Source organism: Halorubrum aquaticum (genome assembly GCF_900113615.1).
GTDB classification, from domain to species: Archaea; Halobacteriota; Halobacteria; order Halobacteriales; family Haloferacaceae; genus Halorubrum; species Halorubrum aquaticum.
On sequence record NZ_FOPZ01000001.1, the window covers coordinates 121,565 to 147,171 of the forward strand.

The window sequence follows — 25,607 nt, forward strand, 5'->3', positions numbered from 1 at the left end:
GAACCCGCCGAACTGGGGGTAATGAGTACCGACGCGCCGAGCGACGCGGAGTCCGGGTCCGGATCGGAGGCCGGCTCCGACGCCGAGCCCGAGGCGTTCGCGGACGCCTGCGAGCACCTCGTCGACCGGATCCTCGCGGGCGAGGTGGACCGCGAGAACCTCGAGTCCGCCAAGCTCGACGCCTGCTCCGAGTTCTCCTCGCCGAAGGTGCCGAAGAACACCGAGATACTCGACCACGCCCCGAGCGAGGCCAGAGACGACGTGATCGAGGTGGTCCGCCGCAAGCCCGTCCGGACCGCCTCCGGGGTCTCCCCCGTGGCGATCATGACCTCGCCGAAACTGTGTCCCCACGGGAAGTGTCTCTACTGTCCCGGCGGCCCGGCCTCGGAGTTCTCCTCGGCGCAGTCGTACACGGGCCACGAGCCCGCCGCGGCCCGCGGCGAGCAGAACGACTACGACCCGTACGGACAGGTTACCCTGCGGCTCGAACAGCTCCGGAAGATCGGCCACCCGGTCGACAAGGTGGAGCTCATCCTGATGGGCGGGACGATGACCGCCCGGTCACACGACTACCAGGAGTGGTTCGTGAAGCGCGCACTTCAGGCGATGAACGACTACGACCTCGAGAAGGAGCCCGAGCCCGCCGAGGGAGAGTCGTTCGCGCCCGACCCCGAGGAGACCGAGTTCGCGTACCTCGAGGACGTGATCGCCGAGAACGAGACGAACGAGATCCGCAACATCGGGACCACCTTCGAGACGAAGCCCGACTGGTGTGACCCCGAACAGATCGACCGGATGCTCGATCTGGGCGGCACCAAGGTGGAGGTGGGCGTCCAGACCACCTACGAGCGGATCAACCGCGAGATGCATCGCGGCCACGGCAACGAGGCCTCCCGCAACGCCAACCGCCGCCTCCGGGACGCCGCGTTCAAGGTCGGCTTCCACATGATGCCGGGCCAGCCGGGGATGACGAGGGAGATGTGTCTCGAGGACTTCCGCCAGCTGTTCGAGAACCCGGACTGGCGGCCCGACTATCTCAAGATCTACCCCACGCTCGTCGTCGGGGGGACCCGCGTCTACGACCGGTGGAAGCGGGACGAGTTCGAGCCGCTCTCGAACGAGGAGGCCGCCGATATCGTGGCGGAGGTCATGGACGTCATCCCGAAGTACACCCGGCTCCAGCGCGTCCAGCGCGACATCCCGGCGGACTTCATCGAGGGGGGCGTCTGGAAGTCGAACCTCCGGCAGCTCGCCGACCGGCGGGCGGAGGAGAAGGGGATCGTCCAGCGGGACATCCGCGCGCGAGAGGTGGGCCACAACGACGCCGACCCCGATCCCGACGACGTCGAACTCGACGTGACGACCTACGAGGCGGGCGGCGGGACGGAGCACTTCATCTCGTTCGAGGACCCCGTCCGAGACCTGCTGGTCGGGTTCTGTCGCCTTCGGTTCCCCTCGTTCGCGCCGGACCAGCCCGGCGCGCCGGGCACCGAGGACGACGCGATCCGCCGCGAACTCGAGGACGCGGCCCTCGTTCGCGAGCTCCACGTGTACGGCAGCGAGGTCGCCATCGGCGGCGACGGCGACTGGCAGCATCAGGGATACGGCCGGAAGCTCATCGAGCGCGCCGAGGAGCTCGCCCGCGAGGCGGGCTACCGGAAGGTCGCCGTCATCTCGGGGATCGGCGCGCGCGAGTACTACCGGAACAAGCTGGGGTACCACCAGGACGGTCCGTACGTCTCGAAGCGCCTCTGAACCGCGCTGACCCACCGGAAGGGATAACTCGGTGCTCGGCGATCGCTCCGGCATGGCCCTCCACGCAGTCGAAGACATCGAACGTGCGTTCGGCGTCACCCGGGAGTTCCTGACCCCGATCGAGGTTCGGCGCTGGCTGAAACTCGCCGTTATCGCCTTCTTCGTCGGGGGCGGCGTGAGCCTCCCGTCGGCACAGTTCAACGCCTCCACGCCGTCGGAGGAGGTCCCCGTGAGCGAGCTTCCGGATTCGTTCCAGAGCGCCTTTTCGGGAATCCTTCCTGCCGATCCCCTGCTGGTCGTCGCCGTGCTCGTCGGCGCGGCCGTCCTCCTCGGTGCGCTGTTCGCGTTCGTCGGCGCGGTCATGGAGTTCGTCCTGATCGAGTCGCTCCGGACCGGCGAGGTGTCGATCCGACGCCGCTGGCGTCGTCGATGGCGGCAGGGGCTCCGGCTGTTCGGCTTCCGGGTCGCGATCGGGCTCCCGATGCTCGCGCTGGTCCTCGGCTGGCTCGCACTGCTCTTCGTCCCGCTTCTCACCGGACGCGACCTCGCGGTCCCGTTCGTGGCGTTCCTCGTCGGGATCCCGGTCCTGTTCGTCGTCGGCGTCGTCTACGGGCTGGTCTCGGGGTTCACGACCACCCTCGTCGTTCCCCTCATGATCCGGTTCGACTCGGGCGTTCTCGCGGCGTGGCGGCGGCTCTGGGGATCGATACGGGCCGCGTGGAAGCAGTATCTCGCGTACGCCGTGATCTCCTTTCTGTTGACGGTCGTCGTCGGGCTGGTCGCGTCCATCGCGGTGGGGTTGGTCGCGGTCCTGCTCGCCGTCCCGTTCGTCGTCGTCGCCGGGATCGTCCACTTCTCCGTCTCGTTCTCCTCGACGGTCGGGTTCGTCGCCCTCGTCGGACTCGTCGTCGTGTTCGGTCTGCTCATGCTCGCCGTCTGGGTGCTCGCGCAGGTCCCGGTCGTGACGTACCTCCGGTACTACGCGCTCCTCGTCCTCGGCGACGTCGAGGAGTCGTTCGACCTCGTCTCCGAGTGGCGGGAGACGGAGGACGGAAACGCCCGAGCAGCCGTTCGCGACGAGGGATCGCCCGAGGACGATGGCTGACGGTCCTCGAACGACGACCGATCGGCCGCGAGGGTGGCGGGCGTCCGCCCGCGGTGCGGCGGCGCTGTTCGCGTTCGGAGCCCTCGGCGTCGTCGCGGTCGCGGTCGACGCCGCCCCGAGCCTCCGGGAGATCCCGGAACTCGCCTCCCTGTCGTTCCCGGCACTCGTGCTCCTCGCGGCCGTGAACTCGACCCTGCTGTTGGTCGTTTTCACGGCCCTCGGTTCGGCGGCCGCGCCGCGGGTCGGCCTCACGTCCCACGTCTTCGCGTGGGCGTCGGGCGGAACCCCGGACTGGACGGCCCTCCGGCGGTCGATCCCGATCGCGGTCGTGACGGGCGCGTCGCTGTTCGCCGTCGTCGCCGTCCTCGACGTCGCGTTCGCTCCGTTCGTCCGGCTGCCGGCCGGCGAGGTCGTCGCCGGCGCCGACGGCCTCGACGCGCTCACGCCGTCGATCCCGGTTCGGCTCCTCTACGGCGGGGTCACGGAGGAGATCCTGCTCCGATGGGGCCTCATGGCCCCGATCGCGTTCGTCCTGTGGCGGGTGCGGGCGGCGGTCGGCGACGGAACCGGGGCCGGCGCTGGGGCCGGGGCCGAGACGCCCTCGGAGACGACGACGTGGGTCGCGATCGTCGCGAGCGCGGTCGTCTTCGGTCTCGGCCACCTCCCGGCGCTGGCGTCCTCGTTCGGGCTCACGACCGCGCTGGTCGTTCGAACCGTCCTGTTGAACGCGATCGTCGGGGTCGCGCTCGGGTGGCTGTTCTGGCGGCGGTCGCTCGAGACCGCGATGGTCGCACACGCCGCCTTCCACGTCGCCCTCCTCGTCGTCAGCGCGGTCACGATCCGGTTGCTGTAGCCGTTGCTCGCCCGCGTCGACGGTCCGTTTCCGTCCGACCCGTTCCATCCGCCCGCACAACGACACGCCTTTTCCCGACCCGCGTGTGGGGCCCGTATGGACCCGAAGCGGGAGCTATCGAGCATCGACCTGAGCGCGCTCGTCACCGAGCTCGGCCGGTACGAGGGCGCGAAGGTCGACAAGGCGTACCTCTACGACGACGATCTGCTCCGGCTGAAGCTGCGCGACTTCGACCACGGCCGCGTCGAGCTCATGATCGAGGTCGGCGACGTGAAGCGCGCGCACGCCGCGGACCCCGAACACGTCGCCGACGCGCCCGGCCGGCCGCCGAACTTCGCGAAGATGCTGCGGAACCGCCTGTCGGGCGCGGACTTCGCGGGCGTCACCCAGTACGAGTTCGACCGGATCCTCACCTTCGAGTTCGAGCGCGAGGACGAGAACACGACGCTCGTCGCGGAGCTGTTCGGCCAGGGCAACGTGGCCGCGCTCGACGAGACCGGCGAGGTCGTCGGATCGCTCTCGACGGTCCGGCTCAAGTCCCGTACCGTCGCGCCCGGCGCGCAGTACGAGTACCCGGCATCCCGGCTCAACCCCCTCGACGTGAGCTTCGACGCGTTCGCCCGCCACATGGACGAGTCCGACACCGACGTGGTCCGGACGCTCGCAACCCAACTCAACCTCGGCGGGCTCTACGCCGAGGAGGTGTGTACCCGCGCGGGCGTCGAGAAGGAGACCCCGATCGACGAGGCGGACGAGGACACCTATCGGGCGATCCACGGGGCGCTCGAGCGCATCGCCGAACGGCTCCGCTCCGGCGACATCGATCCGCGCGTCTACGAGGAGCCGCTCGAGGACTCGGAGCTCGACGACGCGGACGCGGAGCCGGGAGACCGACCCGTCGTCGACGTCACGCCGTTCCCGCTGTCGGAACGCGAGGGACTCCCGAGCGTCGGGTTCGACTCCTTCAACGCCGCCGTCGACGAGTACTTCTATCGGCTGGCGCGCGACGACGCGGAGGAGGCCGACGCCCCCGCCGACGCCTCGGCGTCCCGGCCGGACTTCGAGGAGGAGATCGCCAAACAGGAGCGGATCATCGAACAGCAGCGCGGCGCGATCGAGGGGTTCGAGGAGCAGGCGGAGACGGAGCGCGAGCGCGCGGAGCTCGTCTACGCCCACTACGACCTCGTCGACGAGGTGCTCTCGACGATCCGGGAGGCCCGCGAGAACGACACCTCGTGGGAGGAGATCGAGGAGACCCTCGCGGCGGGCGCGGAACGCGGGATCGCGGCCGCGGAGGCGGTCGTCGACGTCGACGAGAGCGAGGGGACGGTCACGGTCGAGCTCGGAGAGAACGACCTCGATGTCGAGCTCGACGCCGACGACGGGGTCGAGGTGAACGCCGACCGGCTCTACCGGGAGGCGAAGCGGATCGAGGAGAAGAAGGCGGGAGCCGAGGAGGCGATCGAGTCGACCCGGAGGGAGCTGGAGGCGGTCGAGGAGCGGAAGGCCGAGTGGGAGGCGGCAGACGAGGACGACGGCGGACCGGCGGGCGAGGACGGGGGAAGCGACGGCGACGACGAGGAGTACGAGGTCGACTGGCTCTCGCGCTCGTCGATCCCGATCCGGAGCCCCGACGACTGGTACGAGCGGTTCCGGTGGTTCCACACCTCGACGGGATACCTCGTCATCGGCGGGCGCAACGCCGACCAGAACGAGGAGCTCGTCAAGAAGTACATGGGAAAACACGACCGCTTCTTCCACACGCAGGCACACGGCGGCCCGGTGACGCTCCTGAAGGCGGCGGGCCCCTCCGAGTCGGCGGACCCCGTGGACTTCTCCGAGGAGACGCTGCGGGAGGCCGCGCAGTTCGCGGTCTCGTACTCCTCGGACTGGAAGGACGGCCGCGGCGCGGGCGACGCGTACATGGTCGAACCCGACCAGGTGTCGAAGACGCCGGAGAGCGGCGAGTACATCGAGAAGGGGAGCTTCGTGATCCGCGGCGACCGCACCTACTTCGAGGACGTGGCCTGCCGGGTCGCCGTCGGCGTCCAGTGCGAGCCCGTCACCCGGGCGATCGGGGGGCCGCCGTCGGCGATCGCGGACCGGGCGGCCGCCCGCGTCACGCTGGAACCGGGGATGTACGCGCAGAACGACGCCGCGATGATGGTGTATCGCCGACTGAAGGAACGGTTCGCCGACCAGTCGTTCGTGCGGAAGGTCGCGAGCGCGGACCAGCTTCAGGAGTTCCTGCCACCGGGCGGCTCGGAGATCCTGGACTGATCCGCCGGCGAGCGAGCGCGACGTTTTCAAGGCCCGCACTCCGAGGGGATCCATGAGCTTCGAGGCGCTGCCCGACGGCTGGCGGGTGTGGAACGAGGAGCCGAGCGGCCGGGCCATCCTCGTCTACCGCCCGGACGTCTTCGACGGCGACGAGGTCCCCGCCGAGTGCCTGCCGACGATCTACCTGACCAACGGCGCACGGAACGCCCGGCCGGGATCGGGCCAGTACGCGACCGACGAGTGGCACGTCGTCCTCTTCCTGGAACCCGAGATCGAGGCGGTCACCGAGACGCACGGGAGTCGCGAGGCCGGCGCGGACGCCGCCGTCGACGTCGCCGAGCGGTTCGCCGCCGGCGACGTGGACTACCGCGGGGCCTATCAGGTCCCCCGCGAGGCGTACTTCGAGCGGTTGGACGACCTCGTCGACGGGGAGTGATCCGCCCGCGGCCGGGCGATTCGATCGGTCGGTCGTTTCACGAGAGCTGATCCATATGTATGTATATTCCGTGTCCCCTCTGGGGGGTCGAAAACCACGAACACGAGGGTTTTTATCGATTCCCGCCCCACGGTCGCGTACATGAACGCCGGTGGGGACCACGCCGTCGACGAGCCGCGAGAGAAGTGCGGCGTCGTCGGCGTCTCGCTCGCGGGGAGAGACGCCGCGCGGCCGTTATACTACGCGCTGTACGCGCTCCAACACCGCGGCCAGGAGTCCGCGGGGATCGTCACGCACGACGGCTTCCAGCAACACAGCCACGTCGAGCGCGGGCTCGTCGGCGACGCCTTCAAGCCGGGCGACCTGGAGTCGCTGGCCGGCTCGACCGGGATCGGCCACGTCCGGTACCCGACTGCCGGGAGCCTCGACAAGAGCTGTGCGCAGCCCTTCTCGGTGTCGTTCAAGTCGGGGTCGCTTGGGCTCTCACACAACGGGAACCTCGTGAACGCGGACGAGGTGCGCGAGGAGTTGGCCGCGGCCGGCCACGCGTTCACCTCCGACGGCGACACGGAGGTCATCGCACACGACCTCGCGCGGAACTTACTCGAGGAGGACCTCGTCCGCGCGGTCAAACACACGATGAACCGGATCCACGGCTCCTACTCGCTGGCCATCACGCACGACGACACCGTCCTCGGCGTGCGCGACCCGATGGGGAACCGCCCGCTGTGTCTCGGCGAGCTCGACGACGGCTACGTGCTCGCGAGCGAGTCGGCCGCCATCGACACCCTCGACGGGGAGCTGGTCCGCGACGTTCGCCCGGGAGAGCTGGTCGTCCTGGAGCCGGACGGCTCCGGCTACGACACCTACCAGCTCGTCGATGCCGACTCGACGGCCCACTGCTTCTTCGAGCACGTCTACTTCGCGCGGCCCGACTCCGTGATCGACGACGAGCTCGTCTACGAGGTGCGCCGCGAGCTCGGTCGGAAGCTGTGGGAGGAGTCCGGCGTCGAGTCGGACGTGGTGATGCCCGTCCCCGACTCCGGGCGGGCGTTCGCCTCCGGGTACGCCGACGCGGCCGCCGAGACGACCGCCGACGGCGACCCCCGTCCCGAGGGTGACGACGTGATCGAGTTCGCGGAGGGACTGATGAAGAACCGGTACGTCGGGCGGACGTTCATCATGCCGACGCAGGACGAGCGCGAGCGCGCCGTCAGGCTGAAGCTCAACCCGATCCGCTCGACCGTCGAGGGGAAGTCGGTCACCATCATCGACGACTCCATCGTCCGCGGGACGACCTCGACGCAGCTCGTCGAGTTGGTCCGCGAGGCGGGTGCCGAGGAGGTCCACCTCCGGATCGGCGCGCCGCCCATCGTCGCCCCGTGTTACTTCGGGATCGACATGGCGACCCGCGAGGAACTCATCGCCTCCGACAAGTCGACCGAGGAGATCCGCGACCGGATCGAGGCCGACTCGCTCTCGTACCTCTCGATCGACGCGGTCGCGGAGGCGCTCGACTCGAGCCGTGCGGACCTCTGTCTCGGGTGTGTGACCGGCGAGTACCCCTTCGACGTCGAGGGCGAGGCGACCGACAGACCGGTCGAGAGCCCGTCGACGGACGCGCCGGCGGCCGACGACTGAGTCCCGTCGATCGTCCGCGTTCTCCTCCCGCCGAGGGAGAACGCACGAGCGGTTTTTACGCGGCGGTCCGGTAGCCTCGCCGAGGACCATGCCGGACACCAGAACGCGGGTGCGTCGCCACGTTCGAGAGACGCCCGGCGTCCACTTCAACCGGGTGGGCCGCGACCTCGACATCGCCACGGGGCAGGCGCAGTACCACCTCCGGCGGCTCGTCCGCGACGACGAGGTAGCCGTCGAGCGCGTCGCCGGGCGCGCCCACTACTTCGATCCGACGTTCGACCCCTGGGAGCGTCGGGCGATCGCGTTCCTCCGGCGGGAGACCGCCCGCGGGATCCTCCTCCGGCTCCACGCGGAGGGGCCGACCCGGCCGACGACGCTCGCCTCGGACCTCGACCTCGCACGGAGCACGATCGCGTGGCACGTCTCGAACCTCGTCGACGCCGGAACGATCGAGAAGTCCGCGGACCGTCCCATGACCGTCGAGCTGGCCCGCCCCGAGCGGACCGCCGAGCTGCTCGACGCCGTCTCGCCGTCGCTGCCCGATCGGCTCGTCGACCGGTTCGTCCGGACCGTCGACAGCCTCTTCGAGTGAGTCGGGACGGCCCTCCTCCCGCCCGTCGCGTTTCGGTCGGCTCGGTCGGTCCGGCAGTCTCGGTCGGTTCGGTGGTTTCGGCCGATTCGATCAGTTCGGCCGGTTCGGTGGTTTCGGCCGGTTCTCCGGGGACTGAGCGTCTGGAGGCGGGCGAGTACGCGACTGCCGGAGGGGGAACGCACATGGTCGACGGCGGCCTTCCGTCCGTATGAAGATCGACGTGCTGCTGTACGACGGCTTCGACGAACTCGACGGGATCGGCCCGTACGAGGTGTTCGACTACGCGCTCGAGTACGCCGCGGAGGGAGCTCGCGAGAGCGGTCGCGTCCGCTACGTCACCCTCGAGGAGCGCGAGACGGTGACCGCGAGCCACGGGACCCGGGTCGGCGTCGACGGCGTGCTCCCCGCACCGGACGACGACGACGCCCCCGACCTGCTCGTCGTTCCGGGCGGGGGGTGGAACGCGCGCGACGAGACCGCGAGCGCGTGGGCGGAGGCGAACCGCGGGGCGATCCCGGCCGCGCTCGCCGACCACCACGACGCGGGGACGCGGATCGCGAGCGTCTGTACCGGGTCGATGCTGCTCGCGGAGTCGGGGATCACGGACGGTCGCCGGGCGGTCACCCATGCCGGCGCGGTCGACGAGTTGCGCGAGTCGGGCGCGAACGTGGTCGACGCCCGCGTCGTCGACGACGGCGACCTCCTGACCGCGGGCGGGGTCACCTCCGGGCTCGATCTGGCGCTCTACGTCGTCGAACTGGAGTTCGGCGAGGAGATCGCCGACCGGGTCGCGACCGTGATCGAGTACGAGCGGCGGTACGAGGTGGCCGGTCGCGACTGACGGAGTGACGGAGCGAGGGTCACCCGTCGACGCTCGAGACGACGCCGCCGGAGCCGTCGACCGTGATCACCGTACAGTCGAGCTGGTCGCGGAGGTAGGTGTCGATGTCGGGGTCGGAGAGCAGCTTCTGGACCATGCGCCGCCAGCGACCCGCCTGCTTCGAGCCGATGACGACGACGTCGGCGTCCTCGGCGACGATCTCCTCGAGGATGGTCTCCTCGACGAGGAAGCCGCGTCGGACGACGAACCGGGCGCGGTCGATCCGGCCGATCCGACCCTCGACGGCGCGTTTGAGTTCGCTTCGCGAGACGCCGCCGCTGTTCTGATACAGGTCGACGTGGAGGACCGTGAGCTCGGCGTCGCGCTCCTCGGCGACGCGGACGCCCTCCCGGACCGTCGCCTCCGAGTGGGCAGTCAGGGGGTACCGGACCGGCACCACGACCAGAGTCATGTCGTCACCGACGCGTTCGTCACGTAAATACGCTGTCGATACTCGAGCGGGTCGCGGCTCCACCCGCCCGCGTGCGTCGTTTCAAGTTCCAAAAACGAGAAAGATGTCATTAAGTACTTGTACGCGCCGAACGTGTCTTCTCGTAACCGACGATCGATCGTGAGAACGCGTCGTCCGGCCGCGTTCGGCGGTCCGGCGACCGAACGCTCTCGGTCGATCGACGGCGGACCTAATCATGTACGTACCAAACCCGTTCGATTCGGACGACCGCGCGGTCAGCCCCGTCATCGGAGTCATCCTCATGGTCGCAATTACGGTCATCCTCGCGGCCGTGATCGGCACGTTCGTTCTCGGACTCGGCGACTCGCTCGGCGACAATCAACCGACGACGCAGTTAGACGTGAGTGTTGAGGATCGTTCTGATGTCACCCTAAAGAACGTCACCATCGAGCACGGCGGCGGCGACCCGATCGATTCGGAGACGCTCGAGATCATCGTCACCGATGAAAATGGTGACGAGGTCTCTACATCGGGTGAATTCTCTGACCGATTTACAGTTGGAGACACTGAATCCGGAGAGTTTGAAGTGAGTGACAACTCAGGAACCACCCATGATCTCCGAATCCGGATCATCCACCAGCCGAGCGAATCGATCCTCGCTGACAGGACGATCGAAGTTTCGGGTATTGATGGACTTGATACCGGAGCAAGCGGCATCACGTTCAACTAATCACTCGCTTTCCGCGGCGGACGATTTTTGACTACGAGCGAGGATGCGCTTTTCGTGACACGGTGAACACGTCCAAAGCCCCAGTCGCGAGGACTCGATGTGCTCGTTGTGGTCCTCGCTCAGTCGCTATCGCTCCTTCGCTGCGGTCCTTACGTCGCGCGTCTTCGTCCTCGCGACTGCCCCTTTGAGTCCCACCCAGCCGCGGCCGCACCGCGCCTCATACCTCCCCAGCCTCGCGGGCGGTCGCCGGACTACGTCCGGCTGTCAGAGGGACCTTCGGTCCCTCGCTGTTCGCGCCCTCCGGGCGCTCACCGGCGCAGCGAGGCGCTACGCGCCTCTGGCAGCCGGCGGCTCCGCCGCCGGCGACGCCACAGCCCGAACTACTGATCTCCTTTTCGATGGTTCGTTTCGTCCAAAGCCGGCAGCCTCGGACGCGAGCCGTAGGTTTACCTTCGGCGAGTGGGAGCCGGTGGCATGGCCTCCGACGCGGAACTCGAGACGATAGGCGAGACGGTCGCGGACCTCGAGGACGAGACGGTCGAGTTTCTCCAGGAGATGGTTCGCACGCCGAGCGTCAACCCGCCGGGCGACTACGCCGCGATCGTCGACCTGCTGGTGGCGCAGTACGAGGAGTACGGCTGGGACGTCGAGGTCGAGCGGGCACCCGCGGCGCTCGTGGAGGAACTCGGACTCCCGCACCCGCGGCCGAACGTCCTCGCGTACGCGACCCGCGGCGACGGCCCGACGATCGCGCTCAACGCGCACGTCGACACGGTCCCGGTCGAGGAGTCGAACTGGACGCACGAGCCCTTCGGCGGCACCGTCGAGGACGGCCGGCTCTACGGCCGCGGCGCGCGCGACTCGAAGGGCCGCATCGCCGCCTACACGCTGGCGGCGCGCGCGCTGGAGGAGACCGGGCTCCTCCCCGAGGACGCCACGCTCGTGCTGGCGCTGACGGCGGACGAGGAGACCGGCGGGGAGGCGGGCGCGGGCCACGTCGTCGAGAGCGGCGCGCTCGAGGCCGACTACGCGATCGTCGAGGGAAGCACCTACGCGGTCGAGTACGCCTCCTCGGGCGTGCTCACGCTCCGGGTCGACGTCGAGGGCGCGTCCGCGCACGCCGGCCTCGAGCCGGAGGAGGGCGCCAACGCGGTCGTCGCGGCCGCGCGGCTCGTCGAACGCCTCGACGCGCACGGCGACGACCTCGCGGCCCGCGACAGCGAGGTCCCGGGCGTCGGGAGCGCGACGTGTACGCCCTCGACGATCGAGGGCGGCGATGCGACCAACGTCGTCCCGCCGACCTGCTCGTTCACGGTCGACCGCCGGGTGCCGCCGGACCACGACGCCGCGGCCGCGGAGCGCGAGGTCCGCGACGTCGTCGCCGACGCGGACCTCCCGGCAGGCACGTCGGCGACGGTGACCGCGTTGAGCCGGACGAAGCCGTTCCTGTCGGACCCCGAGGACCCACACGTCCGCGCGGTCGCGGCGAACGCGGAGCGGGTGATCGGCGACGTCCCCGTGCGCGGCACCCGCGGCGGCTCCGACGCCGGCCACTTCCACGCCGGCGGGACGAAGGCGGTCAAGTTCGGCCCCGGCGGCCGCGACTCGAACGTCCACGGTCCGGACGAGAACCTCGCGCTCGACCAACTGCGTGACGCCGCCGTCGTCGTCGCCGCGAGCGTTCGCGACATCGCAGGCGACGGGGTCTGAACCGTCGTCACCGGGAGTCACGGCGCTTCGACCGCTGGAGGGGTGCCGGCCTCGTTTAGGCCCGTCTTCGTCTCCCGCCGCCGTCTCACTCGCCGTCCAGTTCCGCCACGATCCGCTCGCGGATCGGGCTCGCGTCGACCGGGGCCCACGCCTCGATGTCGTAGGTCACGTCGACGAGTACCTCCAGCCGGTCCGCGTCCCCCTCGTTCATCGCCGAGACGGCGTCCGCCGAGAGCCGGTCGTGGACCGCTTCCGAGAGTCGCTCCCGGTCGACCGCGCGGTCCGGGACGTCGAGGATGTGCGGGAGGTCCGCCGCGTTCTCCGGCAGCGACGGGAACGCGGCCGGGCCGACCGCGAGCGGATCGGCCGCATCCTCGGGGGCGTTTCCGTCGGTCGATACCGCCGCCGGCGGCACGCGAACCAGCGCGTACTCCGCGACCGCGGCGTCGATGGCGGCGTCGATCGCGTCCGGGTCGACCTCGGCTCGCCGCTTGAACGCGAGCTCCGAGACCGCCCGCGAGAGCTCCTCGCGGGTGAGCCACTCGAAGAGGTCGACGACGCCGGCGAGGTCGTCGCGGGCGGCGACGCTCGGCCCGGATCCCTCGCTCACCGGTCGCCACCTCCGGTCGAGGAACCGTCGCGGCCGGGAGCCATCGAGGGATCCGTCTCCGCGACCGCGTCCGCGTTCGAGACGGCCTCTGCGTTCGTCTCCGTTTCCACCTCCGCACTCGCGACCGCCTCCAGGTCCGTCCGGGCCGCCCCGGCGACCGCCCCGGGCGAGAGCGGCGCGTCCTCCCACGCCGGGAGGCGGGCGTCCGTCCCGGGCTCCGAGACGGCGTCGGCGTACGTCGCCACCTGATCGCGTTCGTCGGTGCGGTCGTACTCGAGCCCGTTGAACGCGGCGTCTGTCGCGTATCGGCGGATCAGCTCCTCCGCGGCCTCGCGGTACCGTCCGGGAAGCGTGTCGTACTCGACGTCGACGCCCGCGTCGGCGACGGCGCGGAGCGTCGCCTCGCCGACCGCCCGGCTCATGTCGGCGAGGCCGGTCGGACCGTCGACGGAGCGGTGGTCGTGTTCGTACCGGCCGAGGTCGACCTGTGCGCTCCCCGCGAAGCCGGCGTGTTCGAACGCTTCGCCGAGGGTGCCGATCTCGAGGCCCCAGCCGCGCTGGACGCGGAGCCTCGAGACGAGGTCGGTCGTCGCCGCGAACTCGCCGGCGAGCGCGTAGCGGAACGACTCGAGGTACGCCAGCACGTCCGCGTCGTGGGCGTCGGCGAGCGCCCGGACGAGCGGCCGGAAGAAGAGCCGAAACAGCCGCCCGTACAGCGCGCCGTCCTCGACGCGGGCGTAGTACCCCTTCGCGAACTCGTGGCCGTGGGCGATCGGGAAGAGGAGGCGGTTCACGAACGCGGGCGAGTACGTCGCCGTGTCGGCGTCGTGGACGACGACGAACTCCTCCTCGAGTGCTCGCCCGAGCGCGAGCCACACGTCCCGCCCCTTCCCCCGATCGCCGTCGAGGCCGTGCTCGGCGAGCAGGTCGGCGAGCCGCGGCCCGTCACACCACAGCGTCTCCACGTCGAGGTCGAACCCGTCGAGCCAGGCCGCGAACGACCCGGCCCGGTCCGGCGTGGCCCGCAGGGGGACGATCACCCTCGCGGGGTCGACGCTCTCGAGGGCGGTGAGGACCCGTTCGGCCGCGAGCGTCCCGTACTCGCGTTCCGTCATCGGCACCACGACGGCCGCGCGCCCGGTCGGCGCGTCGGGGCGGTGGTCCGTCAGCGCGTGGAGCGTGGTCACGCGCTCTTGTACGTACTCCATTACCCGATCGGAGGGGGACGAGCCCCTAAATACGCACGATACCCGGGATCCGCGAGCGTGGCATCCACGTCCGAGTCGACGGCCAACTCAGGTGTGGGCGGCACCGCCGGGAACCCGACCCAAGGCGTTCAACACGGCGTAGACGACCACGAGGACGGCGAGCCCCCCGGCGGAGGTGAGGAAGACGGCGTCGTAGCTCGCGCCGGCCTCGATCGCCTCGCCGACGACCCACGAGCCGGCGGCCTGCGTCGTCATCATGCCGGCGGAGTAGACGGCGTACGCCGACGCCCGCGACTCGTCGGGCAGGGAGCCGAGCAGGTACGTGTCGCCGGCCGGAAACAGCATGTGGACGGAGAAGCCGACGAGCACGCTGGCGAGGACGACCGCGACGATGCTCGACGCGAGGACCGCGAGGACGACGCTGACGAGGAAGGCCGTCACGATCCCGAGGATGTACGGGACGTTCGGGAGCCGGTCCGCGATCTCGCCGGAGACGAGGAAGGCGGGGACGCCGGCCGCGAAGATCACCGTGAGGAGGTTGCGGGCGGTCGCCGGCGGGAGCCCCTTGTCGATCATGTACAGCTCGTAGAAGTTGAACAGGCCCTGCCAGACGAAACTCGCCAGCCCGACGAGCACGACGCCGGCGACGATGATCTTCCACTCCGAGCGCGCGCCGCCGAAGAAGTCCGTGTCGCTTCGACCCGCGTCCGGGAGGTCGGTGCGGCGGGCCAAGACGACGACGAGGACGGTCGTGAGCGCCGCCGCGAGCGCGAGCCCGTAGAACGCGTAGCGCCAGTCGTACCACAGCGAGACGGTGACCACGGGCGCGGCGATGACGGCGGACAGCTGGCTCGCCATCCCGTGGATCCCCATCACGCGGCCGACGCGCTCGGGGAACAGCTCCGAGACGAACGGGTTCGCGGCGACGAAGTAGACGCCGGAGGCGCTCCCGACGACGAACGCGGCGAGCATCAGCGTCGGGACGCCGGGCGCGAGCGCGACGCCGAGCGCGCCGAGCGTGAGCATGACGCCCGAGACTAACACGATGCTGACGCGGGAGGTCCGGGTGAGCACCCAGCCGGTCGGGATCCGCGGCGAAGCGGAGCCGAGCCACGCGAGCGTGACGACCAGTCCGGCGGTCCCCTCGCGGATCGTGAACTCGTCGATGAACTCGCCGACGAGGGGCGCGAACACCACCCGCGCGAAGTTCGCGAGGAAGACCATCGCACACAGCGAGCCGAACAGCCGGTTCCGAGACACGGTGACCGTTCCCGAGGGGCGAGTACAAACGTTGCGGAACCGGCCGCCGCCGCCGAGAGGACTCCTCGGGCGTCTGACGCTCGTCGTCCGCCGTGCGGGGTTTTTATACCCTCCGGCGACGAACGTCGCCACATGAAATCCACGCGCAAGGCGCTACGGGACGGTGACCTGTTCAAGGACACCTACGAGCGGCTCAACTGCGCGGCGTGCGAGAAGGTACTGAAGAAGAAGAACGACCCCGACGAAGTGTTCTCGGTCCGCACCTGCCCGGAGTGCGGGGCCGAGTTCAAGGAGCTACGGTAGTCGTCGTCACGCGGTCCGGTCTCTCTTCCTTCTTCCGTCGCCGCTCACTCGAAGACGGCGTCGAACGCCGACGCGCCGAGCGGGTCGAACGTCCCCGCGGCGACGTCCTCCCGCAGGTGATCGGGATCCGTCGTCCCGACGAGCGAACAGGTGACGCCCGGCGCGCTGCGCGCGAAGTTGAGCGCGCGCTGGGCCGACGTGTCGCCCGAGAGCCGCGCGTCGACGCCCGCCGGGATCGACCCCGCCGCCGCCAGTTCGCCCCGTCCGATGCTCGCGCTCGTGACCACCGAGAGGCCGGCATCGTGGGCGAACTCGAGCGTCGAGACCGGCTCGCCGTCCGGGTCGTCCGGGGGGCGCTGGTTCGCCCGCGTGAACGCGTCGGCCATGTGGACGTTGAAGGGGAGCTGTATCGCCGCGAAGCCGTGGTCGTCGTCGGGGCCGACGGCCTCACCGGCCGCCTCCGCGCGGCCGAGGACTTCCCGGAGCGAGAGGTACGCGTCCGCGCCCTCGGCGACGCGGAACGCGTCCCACGTCGCGACGCCGTACGCCCCGACGTCGCCCGCGGTCCGCCGGCGCTCGAGGGTTTCGAAGGCGGCCTCCAGGGCGTCGTAGACCGCCTCCCGCGACCGCTCGGCGAGCTGCGTCTCCGGGTTGTGGACGTAGTAGCAGTCGATCCGATCGAGGCCGAGCCGGTCGAGCGAGCGGTCGAGCGACCGCTCCAGGTAGGCCGGCGCGAGACAGTGCGCGCCGACGAGGTCGGCCGGGTCGACGATCCCCGGTTCGACGAACCGCTCCCGGAGGTACGCGGCCGGGTCGTCGGGGCGCTCGCCGTCGAACGGGAGGAACCCGCCCTTCGTCGCCACCACGACCGCCTCGCGGTCGACCGTCGCGTCCCGGATCGCCTCGCCGACGACCCGCTCGGACCGCCCGCACCGGTAGTTCACGGCGGTGTCGACGTGGTTCATTCCCGATTCGATCCCGAGTCGGACCGCCTCCCGGAGAGCGTCGTCGACGGCGTCGGTCGGCTCGCCGAGGTACGTCCCTAGGCCGACGCTGGAGGCGACCCCGAGTCCGAACCGCCTGAAGTAGGTCCGCCCGAAGGCGTCGCCGAACGCGTCGCGGTAGCCCCAGAGGGCGTCTCGGGTGGCCATGGTCGTCCGACCCGACGGGCGTGACGCATAAAACGTGCGCGACGGACGTCGCGGGGTCGCGATCGGCGAACCGATACCGCTCTCGACGAGCGTGACACGGTGATGAGCGCTTCGAACGTATGACGCCCGCACGACGCCGTCAAAACGGTTTTACGTCCTCCCGGAGTCGTGACAGGACGATGGCGTCACTCACCGACCACCTGGCCGAACTCGTCGAGGACGCCGACGCGGTGCTCCTGTTCTCGCCGACCGCCTCGTTTCACGACCGATTCGTCGCCGAGGAGGCCGGCGACGGGCGGGACGCTCCCGAGATCGTCGTCGTCGCGCCCGACAACGACGTCGACGCGGACCCGTTCGTCGAGCTGCCGATCCCGTTCCGCGACGTGCGCGACCGGATCCGGTTCGGGATCGAGGGCGCGATGGAGTCCGACCTCGTGACCGAGGGCGACGAGGTCGTCTGCGTCGTCTCCGTCTTCGAGGGCGAGTCCGACGCGGTGATCCGCGTCACCGTCGACGAGACGGTCCACACCGGCATCTACGACCTCTTCGTCGAGTCCCGGGCCGACCCGGGCGTCATCCGCGACGTCCTCGAGGTCGCCATCGAGCTCGGCAAGAAGGGCCAGAAGGGCAAGCCCGTCGGCGCGCTGTTCGTCGTCGGCGACGCGGGCAAGGTGATGAACAAGTCCCGATCGCTCTCGTACAACCCCTTCGAGAAGTCGCACGTCCACGTCGGTGACCCCATCGTGAACGTCATGCTCAAGGAGTTCTCCCGGCTCGACGGCGCGTTCGTGATCTCCGATTCGGGCAAGATCGTCTCGGCGTATCGCTACCTCGAGCCCGCCGCCGAGGGCGTCGACATCCCGAAGGGCCTCGGGGCCCGCCACATGGCCGGCGGCGCGATCACCCAGGACACCAACGCGACCGCGATCGTTCTCTCGGAGTCCGACGGCCTCGTTCGGGCGTTCAAGGGCGGACGACTCGTCTTAGAGGTCGACCCGGAGGAGTACTGATGACCCGGCCGACGGCCCCGAGACTCGTCGAGACGGCGGTTCCCACGGCGCCCGAGCCGGCCGGCCCCGCCTCCGTCGGCACGGGGACGCCGGCCCGGACCGCCGGCGAGCTGTTGGGCGTGGTCCCCGACCGGGTCTGGCTCGCGCTGTTCGTGCTCGCGCTCGGGCTCGCCCTGGCCGTCCTCGTCGGGATCGTCAACCGCCGGCTGTTGGTCCGGGCGGGCGTTCCGGAGGCGATAGAGGGGACGACCTTCGAGCGCACCGCCCGCGAGTTCGACACGTCGACCGTCCGGATCGTCGCGAAGCTGTCGACGTACTTCATCGTCGCGGTCACCGTCCTCGTCGCGCTCACGGTCGCGGAGGTGCGGTACGTGGACCTGTTCTGGTCGGACGTGGCCGCGTTCGTCCCCCGGCTGTTCGTCGCGGTCCTCGTGGTGATCGTCGGGATCGTCGTCGGCGACAAGGCCGAACTGCTCGTCGCCGAGCGGCTCCGCGGGATCAAGCTCCCGGAGGTGGGCGTGCTCCCGACGCTCGTGAAGTACAGCGTCGTCTACGTCGCCGCGCTCATCGCGCTCGGACAGGTGGGCGTCCAGACGCTCGCGCTCGTCGTGTTGCTCGCGGCGTACTCGTTCGCGGTCGTCCTCCTGACCGCGCTCGCGACGAAGGACCTCCTCGCGGCGGGCGCTGCCGGCGTCTTCCTCCTGTTGCGCCAGCCGTACGGCATCGGCGACGAGGTGCGGGTCGCCGGCCAGCGCGGGATCGTCCAGGAGGTCGACCTCTTCGTGACCCACGTCGAGACCGACGACGGCGAACACGTCATCCCGAACCACGCGGTCTTTCGCGACGGGATCGTGTTGATCCGGGAGTGAGGCCCCGATGCCCGCGGATTCCCACGTCGTGAAAGTCGTTGTCACGCTATAACCGGGTCGGGGACCGAGGGAGGCACATGAGCGTCGACACCGACGACCACGGGGACGATACGGGTGCCGCCTGCGGGGGGTGGGACGGCAGCGAGTGCGAGGGAACGGTCCACTGTCCCCCACGGTGTCCGCGGTTCGTCGACAAGCTCGGGGACCGGTGGACGGTCCGCCCGGTCGAACCGGGGGACGCGGACCGCCTCATCGAGATGTACGGGGCGTTCACGATCGAGCACCGCGCGCAGGGGATCCCCCCGGCCGCCCGCAAACGGCGCGTCGAGTGGGTCGAGTCGCTCTTCGAGCGCGGCAGCAACGTCGTCGCCGAGCGAGGAGACCGCCTCCTCGGACACGCGGTGTACACGCCGACCGACGTCGACCGACCCGAGATCGCCGTCTTCGTCCACCCGGACGCGCAGGGTCGCGGGGTCGGAACGGAGCTCTGCCGCCACCTGATCGCCGACGCCGCGGCCGCCGGGCGCGAGGCGCTCGAACTGTACGTGACGGTCGACAACAAGGCCGCCATACACGTCTATCGGACGCTCGGGTTCGAGACCGTCGAGCGCGACGGCGACGTCCACATGGCGCTCCCGCTGGAGGACCCGATCGCGACCGAGGTCCGGTGGCCGCCGATCGTCCGCGACGGGCCGACCGAACCCGGTGGCGACGATCCGGGCCGACACGACACCCCGCTTCACCCCGACCACAACGATTAGGCGGGCACGGTCCCCACGGACCCGTAACCGTGGGGGACGCCATCGAGTGGCTGCGGAACCGACCCTACTACGAGGGACAGATCGCCGAGCACCGCCGACTGCCCGCCCGCGAACCCGAGTACGCCGACGTCGACCTCGAGCCGCGGCTCGCGGACGCGCTCGCGGACCGAGGCGTCGACCGGCTCTATCGCCACCAGGCCGAGGCGATCGAGGCGGTGCGCGACGGCGACGACGTGGTCCTCGCCACCGAGACCGCGAGCGGGAAGTCGCTCGCGTACACCGTCCCCGCCTTCGAGGCCGCGATGGACCACGGGGGACGGACGCTGTACGTCGGGCCGCAGAACGCGCTTATCGCCGACCAGGAGGAGTCGCTCTCGGAGCTCGCGCGGGGACTCGGGTTCGGCAGCCGGGTGTCCGTCGAGTCCTACACCGGCCGGCTCTCGCGGGCGGAGAAACGCGAGGTTCGGGACGCCCGCCCGACCGTGCTCCTGTCGAACCCCGACATGCTCCACTACGCGCTGTTGCCGCACGCCGGGCGGCTCTGGGAGTGGTTCCTCTCCTCGCTCGAGCACGTCGTGATCGACGAGGTCCACGGCTACCGCGGCGTCTTCGGCACGGGGGTCGCGCTCGCACTGCGCCGGCTCGCGCGGGCCTGCGAGCGGTTCGGGGCGGACCCGACGTTCGTCTGCTGTTCGGCGACGATCGGCAACCCGGTTGAGCACGCCGCGACGGTCACGGGCCGCGATCCCGACGGGATCACCCTCGTCGACGAGGACGCGTCCGGGCGCGGCCCGCGCGACTGGGTGCTGTGGAACCCGCCGGAGTACGACGACGACTGGGCCGACCGCGGGAGCGGCCGCCGCAAGTCGAGCCACACGGAGAGCAAACGGCTGTTCGTCGACCTGGTCGCGAGCGGCCGACAGACGCTGGCGTTCACGCGGGCGAGACAGACCGCCGAGCAGTACGCCACCGACAGCGCGAGCGACCTCCGCGAGCGGGGCGAGAGCGATCTGGCCGCGAGGGTGGGCGCGTACCAGGCGGCCCTGAAGGACGACCGCCGTCGCGAGATCGAGGCCGACCTCCACGCGGGCGACCTCCGGGGGGTCTGGTCGACGAACGCGCTCGAACTCGGCGTGGACGTGGGCGGGCTCGACGCCGTGGTCCTCGACGGCTATCCCGGAACGCGGATGTCGGCCCACCAGCGGGCCGGCCGCGCGGGCCGGGGGTCCGACCCCGCGCTCGTCGTGATGGTCGGCGGCGAGGACCAGTTGGACCAGTACCTGATGACCCACCCCGCGGACTTCTTCGAGGCGCCGCCCGAGGACGCGATCTGCGACCCCGAGAACGACCGGCTCCTCCCGCGACACGTGGCGTGTGCCGCCGCCGAGAACTGGCTCTCGCCGGCCGACGAGGCGTACTTCGGCGAGTCGTTTCCCGGAGTCGTCGCCGACCTCACGGCCGAGGGAACGCTGGCCCGAAGGGAGACCGCGGAGGGGATCCGCTGGACGTACGCGGGCTCGGAGAGCCCCCAGCACGCCATGAGCCTCCGGACCGCCGAGGAGCGCGAGGTCGAACTGGTCGACGGCTCGGACGGGGAGTCGATCGCCTCCCTCGGCTTCGCCGACGCGCTTCGCGACGCCCATCCGGGCGCGATCTACCACCAGCAGGGACGCACCTACGAGGTCACCGACCTCGACCTCGACCGGAACGTCGCGGAGCTCCGGTCGTCGTGGGCGGACTACTACACCCAGCCGCTCACCGAGAAGTCGATCGTCGTCGAGGAGGACCTCGCGGAGCGGACGCTGTCCGCGCGCCCGGACGTGCCGGTCCGCTTCGCCGACGTGACGGTCACGGAGCGGGTCACCGGGTTCGTCAGGCGGGACGCCGCGACGGGCGACTCGCTCGGCGAGTCCGCGCTCGACCTCCCGGAGACGACGCTCCGGACGCGAGCGCTGTACTTCCCGGTACCCGAGGACGTGGAGTCGGAGATGCGCACGATCGGGGCGACGGCGACCGACGGAAACGACGACGCGGACGACGACGACGACGTAGACGACGGCAACGACGCATCCTCCGAGGACGTACCCCCCGGCGGGGAGCACGCGTTCAACGGGGGAATCCACGCGGCCGAACACGGGATCATCTCGCTCTTCCCGTTCCACCTGTTGTGCGACCGCGGCGACGTCGGCGGGATCTCGACGCCGTATCACCCGCACACGGAAGGGCCGGCGGTGTTCGTCTACGACGGCTATCCGGGCGGCGTCGGGCTGACCCGCCGAGGACACGCCCGGATCGAGGAGCTGATGGAGCGGACCGCGCGGCTGATCGACGGGTGTGACTGTGCGGACGGCTGTCCGTCCTGCGTCCAGTCGCCCCACTGCGGCAACGCCAACGAGCCGCTCGCGAAGACACCGGCGGTTCACCTGCTGGAGTCACTGACTGGCACGAGGGAGGTCGACGCGAGCGGGATCGAGCCGGCGGAGTGAGCGGAACGGCTACGCCTCGGCGGCGCGCTCGATCGTTTCGGGATCGACGTCGGCCTCGAAGAGCCGCGCGCCGCAGGCCTCACACGTCGCGGCGAGCACGTCGTACTGCCGACAACAGGACTCGACGACGGTCGTCCCGAGCGTCACGTCCCCGTCGCAGGTCGGACACGTCTCCACGAACAGCCGGAGGCTGCCGAGCAGTTCGCTGCGGCGCGCGGTCGAGAGGCCCTTCCAGTCGTCCCAGTACGCCTCGAGCACGTCCGCGGCGGCGAGGTCCGCGAGGAACGCCTGTCGGGACTCCCACCGACCCGCCGGTTCGTCCTCGATGTACGCCGCGTAGGCGTGCCCGCGGTCGACTAAGGCGATCGATCCGGGATCGAACTCGAGGAACTCGGCGAGAGCCGCCTCGTCGGCGTCGGCGTCGGCGAGGGTCCGCGCCTCCCGTCGCCACGCGTCGTGGAAGCCCTCCTCGAGGACGAAGTCGTCGACCACCGGGTCCTCCAGGAGGACGCCCGCCTCGACGAGGGCGGTCGCGGGATCGAACGAGACCTCGTGATCGGACGGTACCTCGTCGGCGACCGCGCCGCCCGCGCCGCCTCCTCGCTCCGGGCCCTTGTCGAACAGGGCGAGCACGCGATCCGGGAGGTAGCGCTTCGTCAGCGCCGGCGTCCCGGGCACGAGGTAGCCACGGACCGCGATCGTCGCCGCGGCGACCGCGAACGTCGCGAGCGCCCAGCCGACCGAGACGGTCGCGACGACGAGCGCGAGCCCGGCGGCGATGACGACGTTGACGATCGTACACGGCAGACAGCGGTTCGACCCGGTGTAACGCGGGTTCCTGAGCCAGACGGGAAGTCGCGATAACGCGTCCATGCTCCCGAGAAGGCGGGGACGAGACATAGGTATGACATCCCTACGGGGGCGGATCGGTCCGCGATCGGGTCCGTGCTTGCGTCCCGTCGACCCCGACGCCGTCACCGAAAATCGTCGATCGGACCGCGATTAACGAGTCGTTGTTTTAGGGGACGATGCCGACTCGGGGTCGAACGATCCGGGCTCGATCGAGTCCCGCCGAAGCTCCGAGGGTCGGAACGAGCTCACCCGAAGAGGGCGTTGAGGTACACCCATCGCTCCCTCCACAGCTGGTAGCCGAGGGAGGCCGCAAACGCGGCCAGAAAGAGGCTGACCCAGAGGATCGGTTCGAACGCGGCGACCATCGGGACGCCGATCAGCGCGGCGAGAACGACGAAAAGCGAGAGCGTGCCGAGCATGCTGTAGTACTCGCTCCAGGTGATCCCGTAGGGGGTGACGACCTCCATGTACACGTCGACGGAGCGGGCGTCCTCGGTGAGACGGATGGTCTTCCGATCGGACTCGTACTCGACGATCCCGCGCCTGTCGAGTTTCGGGAGGTGCGTCTGGTGGAGCGAGTTGTAGACGCTGTTGCGGATGTTCTTCGGCGGCGGCGACTCTCCGGTCTCGTGTTCGGCGATGGTCTCCGCGAGGTCTCGCAGGGTGGTCGTTCCGACGGTGTCCTGGAGGTGTTTGATCGCTTGACGCCTGCGTTCGTTGCGAAGCAGGTCGTGTATCTCCGTTTCGGGAATCCCTCCGTATCGATCGGTTATCGCCATGTGTCGTGGTCCCGGCGTCTATGAACCGGGTCAACGATACCCACACGTCCCCCCCAAGTAAGTAATCGCAACCTGTAGGGAGCCGGTTCGTGACAGGGTCGTCCAGAGAAACGACAAGCAACGCATGCCGGTTACTGTCGGGGGAACGCCGTCACGACCGCGGTCCGGTCCGGATCCCCGCCGCTTCCGTGACCGGCACGTAATCGCTCGTTACGGTCTCGTTCCGCGAGTAGCGGACGCTTGATGGCGTGACTTCCCGGAGAAAATCCCACGTGATCGACTGTCTGAGTTCCTCAGAGGGCGATCCCCGGGATCTCTCCGATCCTCGCCGATCCGCCGGAACTGGTCGGTCGTCTCGAAGGGTCAAACGGGTCTTTCACTCTGAAAAACGACCCGTTTCGGCGAGTAACCCAACGTTCGACCCGTCAACGGCCACGTTTCGTGGACAATGGTGTGATTGGCTAAGGGGGTGGGTGTTGTGGGCGTCTACCATGCCCGGCAGGAAACGTCGGGCGGATCCACGATGTCAGACGAGAAATTCGAACTGTCACGGCGGAACGCATTGATCGGTCTCGGAACGGTGGGTGCCGCATCCGCCGGTGCCGGGCTTGGAACGAGCGCGTACTTCAGCGATCAGGAGGAGTTCACCGGGAACATGATGACCGCCGGCGAGCTCGATCTCGCCGTCGATTACGTCGTCCACGAGGACCAGGGCTCCGCGGGAAGTTACACCGTCAACAGCATCACGAACGAAGTGAACGGGACCGACCCAGGTGAGGATCTGACGGTCAACGGCGACGGGACGGCGATGAGCCAGAACCTCAGTGACGTAAAACCGGGTGACCACGGACATTCGTATTTCTGTTTCACTATCGACGACAACCCGGCGTACATCTGGGCGTGTGGAGAGTTGGTGAGCACCAGCGAGAACGGCTATACGGAACCGGAGCCCGAGGACGACAACGGCGAAGGCGAGCTCGAGGAGAAGATCGAGGTCGACGTCACGTACTGCTACCTCAACGATCAGGGAGAACAGACGGACACCGGCGACACGATCTTCTCCGGTTCGCTTCGAGAGGTGCTCGAGAGACTCCAGGCGGGACTCCCACTCGATGGAAGCGCGAACGGCGACGCGGCCGCGGGCGATCAGGCTGCCTTCGCCGGCACGAGCGGTGAGGACGGAGACAATCCGTGTCTCTGCTTCGACTGGGAACTCCCGACGACAGTCGGAAACGTGATCCAAGGAGACTCCCTCGAGTTCGACCTGTCGTTCCACGCGGTCCAGTCGCGTCACAACGACGGCGCACACAACCCGTGTGCGGACGAGACGTTCGTCTCGGAGGAAGTATACGTCCACCGTCAATCCGATCTCGGATTCGGAAACGAGCAGGTCGCCGTCTCGGACATCAACGCCGCCAGCGGGAGCGGTGCGACCGAGCTACGCCCGGTGACGATCGACGTATCGTACGGTTCTCAGATGGTCGTGTACCGCATCCAGCCGACTATCGGCATGGAGGATCCGTCCAACATGGCGATCGGATTCGATCCGGAAGCCGACGGCGGAGCTTGGGACAGCCAAGTCCTCTGGCAGAGTGGCGGAACTGGGTTCACGTATCTCGAAAACGGCGGTATCTCGGACGATCCAGCCAACGTCACTGGCGTCTCGGCCAGCTACGATAGCGCGACGAACGTATTCATCGTCGCGATCGATCGCACGACGCTCGAGGCGAGTTCGAACGCTTACCGGTTCGCCATGCAGTCGATCCACGAGCCGGGCGCGGCCAACAACCCGCTCAACCCGAGCGGATCGAACGCCCGTATCGACGCGGAGCTCCCGAGCGGGTTCGATTGGAGCGACACGAGCACCTGGCAGGACGACACGCTCGCATAGCATAGCCGACGAAACGCCCACTCGGACCACGAG

At 69.5% G+C, this 25,607-nt stretch carries 23 protein-coding genes; 16 read left to right on the forward strand and 7 right to left on the reverse strand.

Going from position 1 to position 25,607, the window contains the following annotated elements:
* Positions 1-21 precede the first annotated feature (21 nt).
* The 8 genes from F3H10_RS00605 to F3H10_RS00640 all read left to right on the forward strand — a co-directional run bounded on the left by F3H10_RS00605 (position 22) and on the right by F3H10_RS00640 (position 9,503).
* On the forward strand, positions 22-1,755 hold the full coding sequence (locus F3H10_RS00605) for a tRNA uridine(34) 5-carboxymethylaminomethyl modification radical SAM/GNAT enzyme Elp3 (RefSeq protein WP_149782921.1): 1,734 nt from the start codon (positions 22-24) through the stop codon (positions 1,753-1,755).
* A 52-nt stretch (positions 1,756-1,807) separates the two neighbouring features.
* A complete protein-coding gene (locus F3H10_RS00610; protein WP_149782922.1) occupies positions 1,808-2,860 on the forward strand; it encodes a DUF7544 domain-containing protein in 1,053 nt (350 codons plus the stop codon).
* Complete coding sequence (locus F3H10_RS00615) at positions 2,853-3,713, forward strand: CPBP family intramembrane glutamic endopeptidase (RefSeq protein WP_149782923.1); 861 nt, start codon at positions 2,853-2,855, stop codon at positions 3,711-3,713. Before F3H10_RS00610 ends, F3H10_RS00615 begins: the two co-directional genes overlap by 8 nt.
* 96 nt (positions 3,714-3,809) lie before the next feature.
* On the forward strand, positions 3,810-5,993 hold the full coding sequence (gene rqcH / locus F3H10_RS00620; RefSeq protein WP_149782924.1) for a ribosome rescue protein RqcH: 2,184 nt from the start codon (positions 3,810-3,812) through the stop codon (positions 5,991-5,993).
* 52 nt (positions 5,994-6,045) lie between these two features.
* Complete coding sequence (locus F3H10_RS00625) at positions 6,046-6,429, forward strand: DUF5820 family protein (RefSeq protein WP_149782925.1); 384 nt, start codon at positions 6,046-6,048, stop codon at positions 6,427-6,429.
* Between the two features lie 141 nt (positions 6,430-6,570).
* Positions 6,571-8,070 (forward strand): amidophosphoribosyltransferase, encoded by a 1,500-nt coding sequence (gene purF, locus F3H10_RS00630; RefSeq protein WP_149782926.1) that lies wholly within the window; start codon positions 6,571-6,573, stop codon positions 8,068-8,070.
* Between the two features lie 88 nt (positions 8,071-8,158).
* Complete coding sequence (locus tag F3H10_RS00635) at positions 8,159-8,662, forward strand: winged helix-turn-helix transcriptional regulator (protein ID WP_149782927.1); 504 nt, start codon at positions 8,159-8,161, stop codon at positions 8,660-8,662.
* Positions 8,663-8,870: 208 nt separating this feature from the next.
* Positions 8,871-9,503: a DJ-1/PfpI family protein gene (locus tag F3H10_RS00640; protein WP_149782928.1), complete on the forward strand. Its 633-nt coding sequence runs from the start codon at positions 8,871-8,873 to the stop codon at positions 9,501-9,503.
* A 19-nt stretch (positions 9,504-9,522) separates the two neighbouring features.
* On the opposite strand, the gene F3H10_RS00645 is transcribed toward F3H10_RS00640, so the two are convergent.
* Complete coding sequence (locus F3H10_RS00645; protein WP_149782929.1) at positions 9,523-9,954, reverse strand: universal stress protein; 432 nt, start codon at positions 9,952-9,954, stop codon at positions 9,523-9,525.
* A 235-nt stretch (positions 9,955-10,189) separates the two neighbouring features.
* Here F3H10_RS00645 and F3H10_RS00650 point away from each other — a divergent pair, with 235 nt between their 5' ends.
* Positions 10,190-10,684 carry a type IV pilin gene (locus tag F3H10_RS00650; protein ID WP_149782930.1) on the forward strand — a complete coding sequence of 165 codons (495 nt, stop codon included), beginning with the start codon at positions 10,190-10,192 and terminating at the stop codon, positions 10,682-10,684.
* Positions 10,685-11,158: 474 nt separating this feature from the next.
* Positions 11,159-12,394, forward strand: a complete 1,236-nt coding sequence (locus F3H10_RS00655) for a M20 family metallopeptidase (protein WP_149782931.1) — start codon at positions 11,159-11,161, stop codon at positions 12,392-12,394.
* 85 nt (positions 12,395-12,479) lie between these two features.
* On the opposite strand, the gene F3H10_RS00660 is transcribed toward F3H10_RS00655, so the two are convergent.
* From F3H10_RS00660 to F3H10_RS00670, 3 genes are all read right to left on the reverse strand, one after another.
* Positions 12,480-13,004 carry a DUF7109 family protein gene (locus tag F3H10_RS00660; RefSeq protein ID WP_149782932.1) on the reverse strand — a complete coding sequence of 175 codons (525 nt, stop codon included), beginning with the start codon at positions 13,002-13,004 and terminating at the stop codon, positions 12,480-12,482.
* Positions 13,001-14,212: a glycosyltransferase family protein gene (locus F3H10_RS00665; RefSeq protein WP_223174153.1), complete on the reverse strand. Its 1,212-nt coding sequence runs from the start codon at positions 14,210-14,212 to the stop codon at positions 13,001-13,003. Before F3H10_RS00665 ends, F3H10_RS00660 begins: the two co-directional genes overlap by 4 nt.
* Before the next feature lie 87 nt (positions 14,213-14,299).
* Positions 14,300-15,472, reverse strand: a complete 1,173-nt coding sequence (locus tag F3H10_RS00670; protein WP_149782933.1) for an MFS transporter — start codon at positions 15,470-15,472, stop codon at positions 14,300-14,302.
* A gap of 132 nt (positions 15,473-15,604) precedes the next feature.
* On the opposite strand from F3H10_RS00670, the gene F3H10_RS15870 reads away from it, so the two are divergent.
* Complete coding sequence (locus F3H10_RS15870) at positions 15,605-15,775, forward strand: HVO_0758 family zinc finger protein (RefSeq protein ID WP_188127831.1); 171 nt, start codon at positions 15,605-15,607, stop codon at positions 15,773-15,775.
* A gap of 44 nt (positions 15,776-15,819) precedes the next feature.
* On the opposite strand, the gene F3H10_RS00675 is transcribed toward F3H10_RS15870, so the two are convergent.
* A complete protein-coding gene (locus tag F3H10_RS00675) occupies positions 15,820-16,926 on the reverse strand; it encodes an aldo/keto reductase (RefSeq protein ID WP_149782934.1) in 1,107 nt (368 codons plus the stop codon).
* A 179-nt stretch (positions 16,927-17,105) separates the two neighbouring features.
* On the opposite strand from F3H10_RS00675, the gene dacZ reads away from it, so the two are divergent.
* The 4 genes from dacZ (at position 17,106) to F3H10_RS00695 (ending at position 22,052) form a co-directional block, all read left to right on the forward strand.
* Positions 17,106-17,936: a diadenylate cyclase DacZ gene (gene dacZ / locus F3H10_RS00680; RefSeq protein WP_149782935.1), complete on the forward strand. Its 831-nt coding sequence runs from the start codon at positions 17,106-17,108 to the stop codon at positions 17,934-17,936.
* Positions 17,936-18,805 (forward strand): mechanosensitive ion channel family protein, encoded by an 870-nt coding sequence (locus tag F3H10_RS00685; RefSeq protein ID WP_149782936.1) that lies wholly within the window; start codon positions 17,936-17,938, stop codon positions 18,803-18,805. Before dacZ ends, F3H10_RS00685 begins: the two co-directional genes overlap by 1 nt.
* A 77-nt stretch (positions 18,806-18,882) precedes the next feature.
* Positions 18,883-19,566, forward strand: a complete 684-nt coding sequence (locus F3H10_RS00690; protein ID WP_149782937.1) for a GNAT family N-acetyltransferase — start codon at positions 18,883-18,885, stop codon at positions 19,564-19,566.
* Positions 19,567-19,595: 29 nt separating this feature from the next.
* The gene (locus F3H10_RS00695) at positions 19,596-22,052 is read left to right on the forward strand and encodes a DEAD/DEAH box helicase (RefSeq protein ID WP_149782938.1); all 2,457 of its coding nucleotides are present in this window, start codon (positions 19,596-19,598) and stop codon (positions 22,050-22,052) included.
* A gap of 9 nt (positions 22,053-22,061) precedes the next feature.
* Here F3H10_RS00695 and F3H10_RS00700 read toward each other — a convergent pair whose 3' ends face one another.
* A complete protein-coding gene (locus F3H10_RS00700; protein WP_149782939.1) occupies positions 22,062-22,925 on the reverse strand; it encodes a hypothetical protein in 864 nt (287 codons plus the stop codon).
* Between the two features lie 224 nt (positions 22,926-23,149).
* Positions 23,150-23,683 carry a DUF7344 domain-containing protein gene (locus F3H10_RS00705; RefSeq protein ID WP_149782940.1) on the reverse strand — a complete coding sequence of 178 codons (534 nt, stop codon included), beginning with the start codon at positions 23,681-23,683 and terminating at the stop codon, positions 23,150-23,152.
* 523 nt (positions 23,684-24,206) lie between these two features.
* Here F3H10_RS00705 and F3H10_RS00710 point away from each other — a divergent pair.
* Positions 24,207-25,574, forward strand: coding sequence for a SipW-dependent-type signal peptide-containing protein (locus F3H10_RS00710; RefSeq protein ID WP_149782941.1), 1,368 nt, complete (start codon positions 24,207-24,209; stop codon positions 25,572-25,574).
* Positions 25,575-25,607 lie beyond the last annotated feature (33 nt).

What these genes read in the sequence shown, in the direction of transcription:
- F3H10_RS00605 (WP_149782921.1), top strand. Translation starts at nt 22, where the DNA reads ATGAGTACCGACGCGCCGAGCGACGCGGAGTCCGGGTCCGGATCGGAG.
- F3H10_RS00610 (WP_149782922.1), top strand. Translation starts at nt 1,808, where the DNA reads ATGGCCCTCCACGCAGTCGAAGACATCGAACGTGCGTTCGGCGTCACC.
- F3H10_RS00615 (WP_149782923.1), top strand. Translation starts at nt 2,853, where the DNA reads ATGGCTGACGGTCCTCGAACGACGACCGATCGGCCGCGAGGGTGGCGG.
- rqcH (WP_149782924.1), top strand. Translation starts at nt 3,810, where the DNA reads ATGGACCCGAAGCGGGAGCTATCGAGCATCGACCTGAGCGCGCTCGTC.
- F3H10_RS00625 (WP_149782925.1), top strand. Translation starts at nt 6,046, where the DNA reads ATGAGCTTCGAGGCGCTGCCCGACGGCTGGCGGGTGTGGAACGAGGAG.
- purF (WP_149782926.1), top strand. Translation starts at nt 6,571, where the DNA reads ATGAACGCCGGTGGGGACCACGCCGTCGACGAGCCGCGAGAGAAGTGC.
- F3H10_RS00635 (WP_149782927.1), top strand. Translation starts at nt 8,159, where the DNA reads ATGCCGGACACCAGAACGCGGGTGCGTCGCCACGTTCGAGAGACGCCC.
- F3H10_RS00640 (WP_149782928.1), top strand. Translation starts at nt 8,871, where the DNA reads ATGAAGATCGACGTGCTGCTGTACGACGGCTTCGACGAACTCGACGGG.
- F3H10_RS00645 (WP_149782929.1), bottom strand. Translation starts at nt 9,954, where the DNA reads ATGACTCTGGTCGTGGTGCCGGTCCGGTACCCCCTGACTGCCCACTCG.
- F3H10_RS00650 (WP_149782930.1), top strand. Translation starts at nt 10,190, where the DNA reads ATGTACGTACCAAACCCGTTCGATTCGGACGACCGCGCGGTCAGCCCC.
- F3H10_RS00655 (WP_149782931.1), top strand. Translation starts at nt 11,159, where the DNA reads ATGGCCTCCGACGCGGAACTCGAGACGATAGGCGAGACGGTCGCGGAC.
- F3H10_RS00665 (WP_223174153.1), bottom strand. Translation starts at nt 14,212, where the DNA reads ATGGAGTACGTACAAGAGCGCGTGACCACGCTCCACGCGCTGACGGAC.
- F3H10_RS15870 (WP_188127831.1), top strand. Translation starts at nt 15,605, where the DNA reads ATGAAATCCACGCGCAAGGCGCTACGGGACGGTGACCTGTTCAAGGAC.
- F3H10_RS00675 (WP_149782934.1), bottom strand. Translation starts at nt 16,926, where the DNA reads ATGGCCACCCGAGACGCCCTCTGGGGCTACCGCGACGCGTTCGGCGAC.
- dacZ (WP_149782935.1), top strand. Translation starts at nt 17,106, where the DNA reads ATGGCGTCACTCACCGACCACCTGGCCGAACTCGTCGAGGACGCCGAC.
- F3H10_RS00685 (WP_149782936.1), top strand. Translation starts at nt 17,936, where the DNA reads ATGACCCGGCCGACGGCCCCGAGACTCGTCGAGACGGCGGTTCCCACG.
- F3H10_RS00690 (WP_149782937.1), top strand. Translation starts at nt 18,883, where the DNA reads ATGAGCGTCGACACCGACGACCACGGGGACGATACGGGTGCCGCCTGC.
- F3H10_RS00700 (WP_149782939.1), bottom strand. Translation starts at nt 22,925, where the DNA reads ATGGACGCGTTATCGCGACTTCCCGTCTGGCTCAGGAACCCGCGTTAC.
- F3H10_RS00705 (WP_149782940.1), bottom strand. Translation starts at nt 23,683, where the DNA reads ATGGCGATAACCGATCGATACGGAGGGATTCCCGAAACGGAGATACAC.
- F3H10_RS00710 (WP_149782941.1), top strand. Translation starts at nt 24,207, where the DNA reads ATGTCAGACGAGAAATTCGAACTGTCACGGCGGAACGCATTGATCGGT.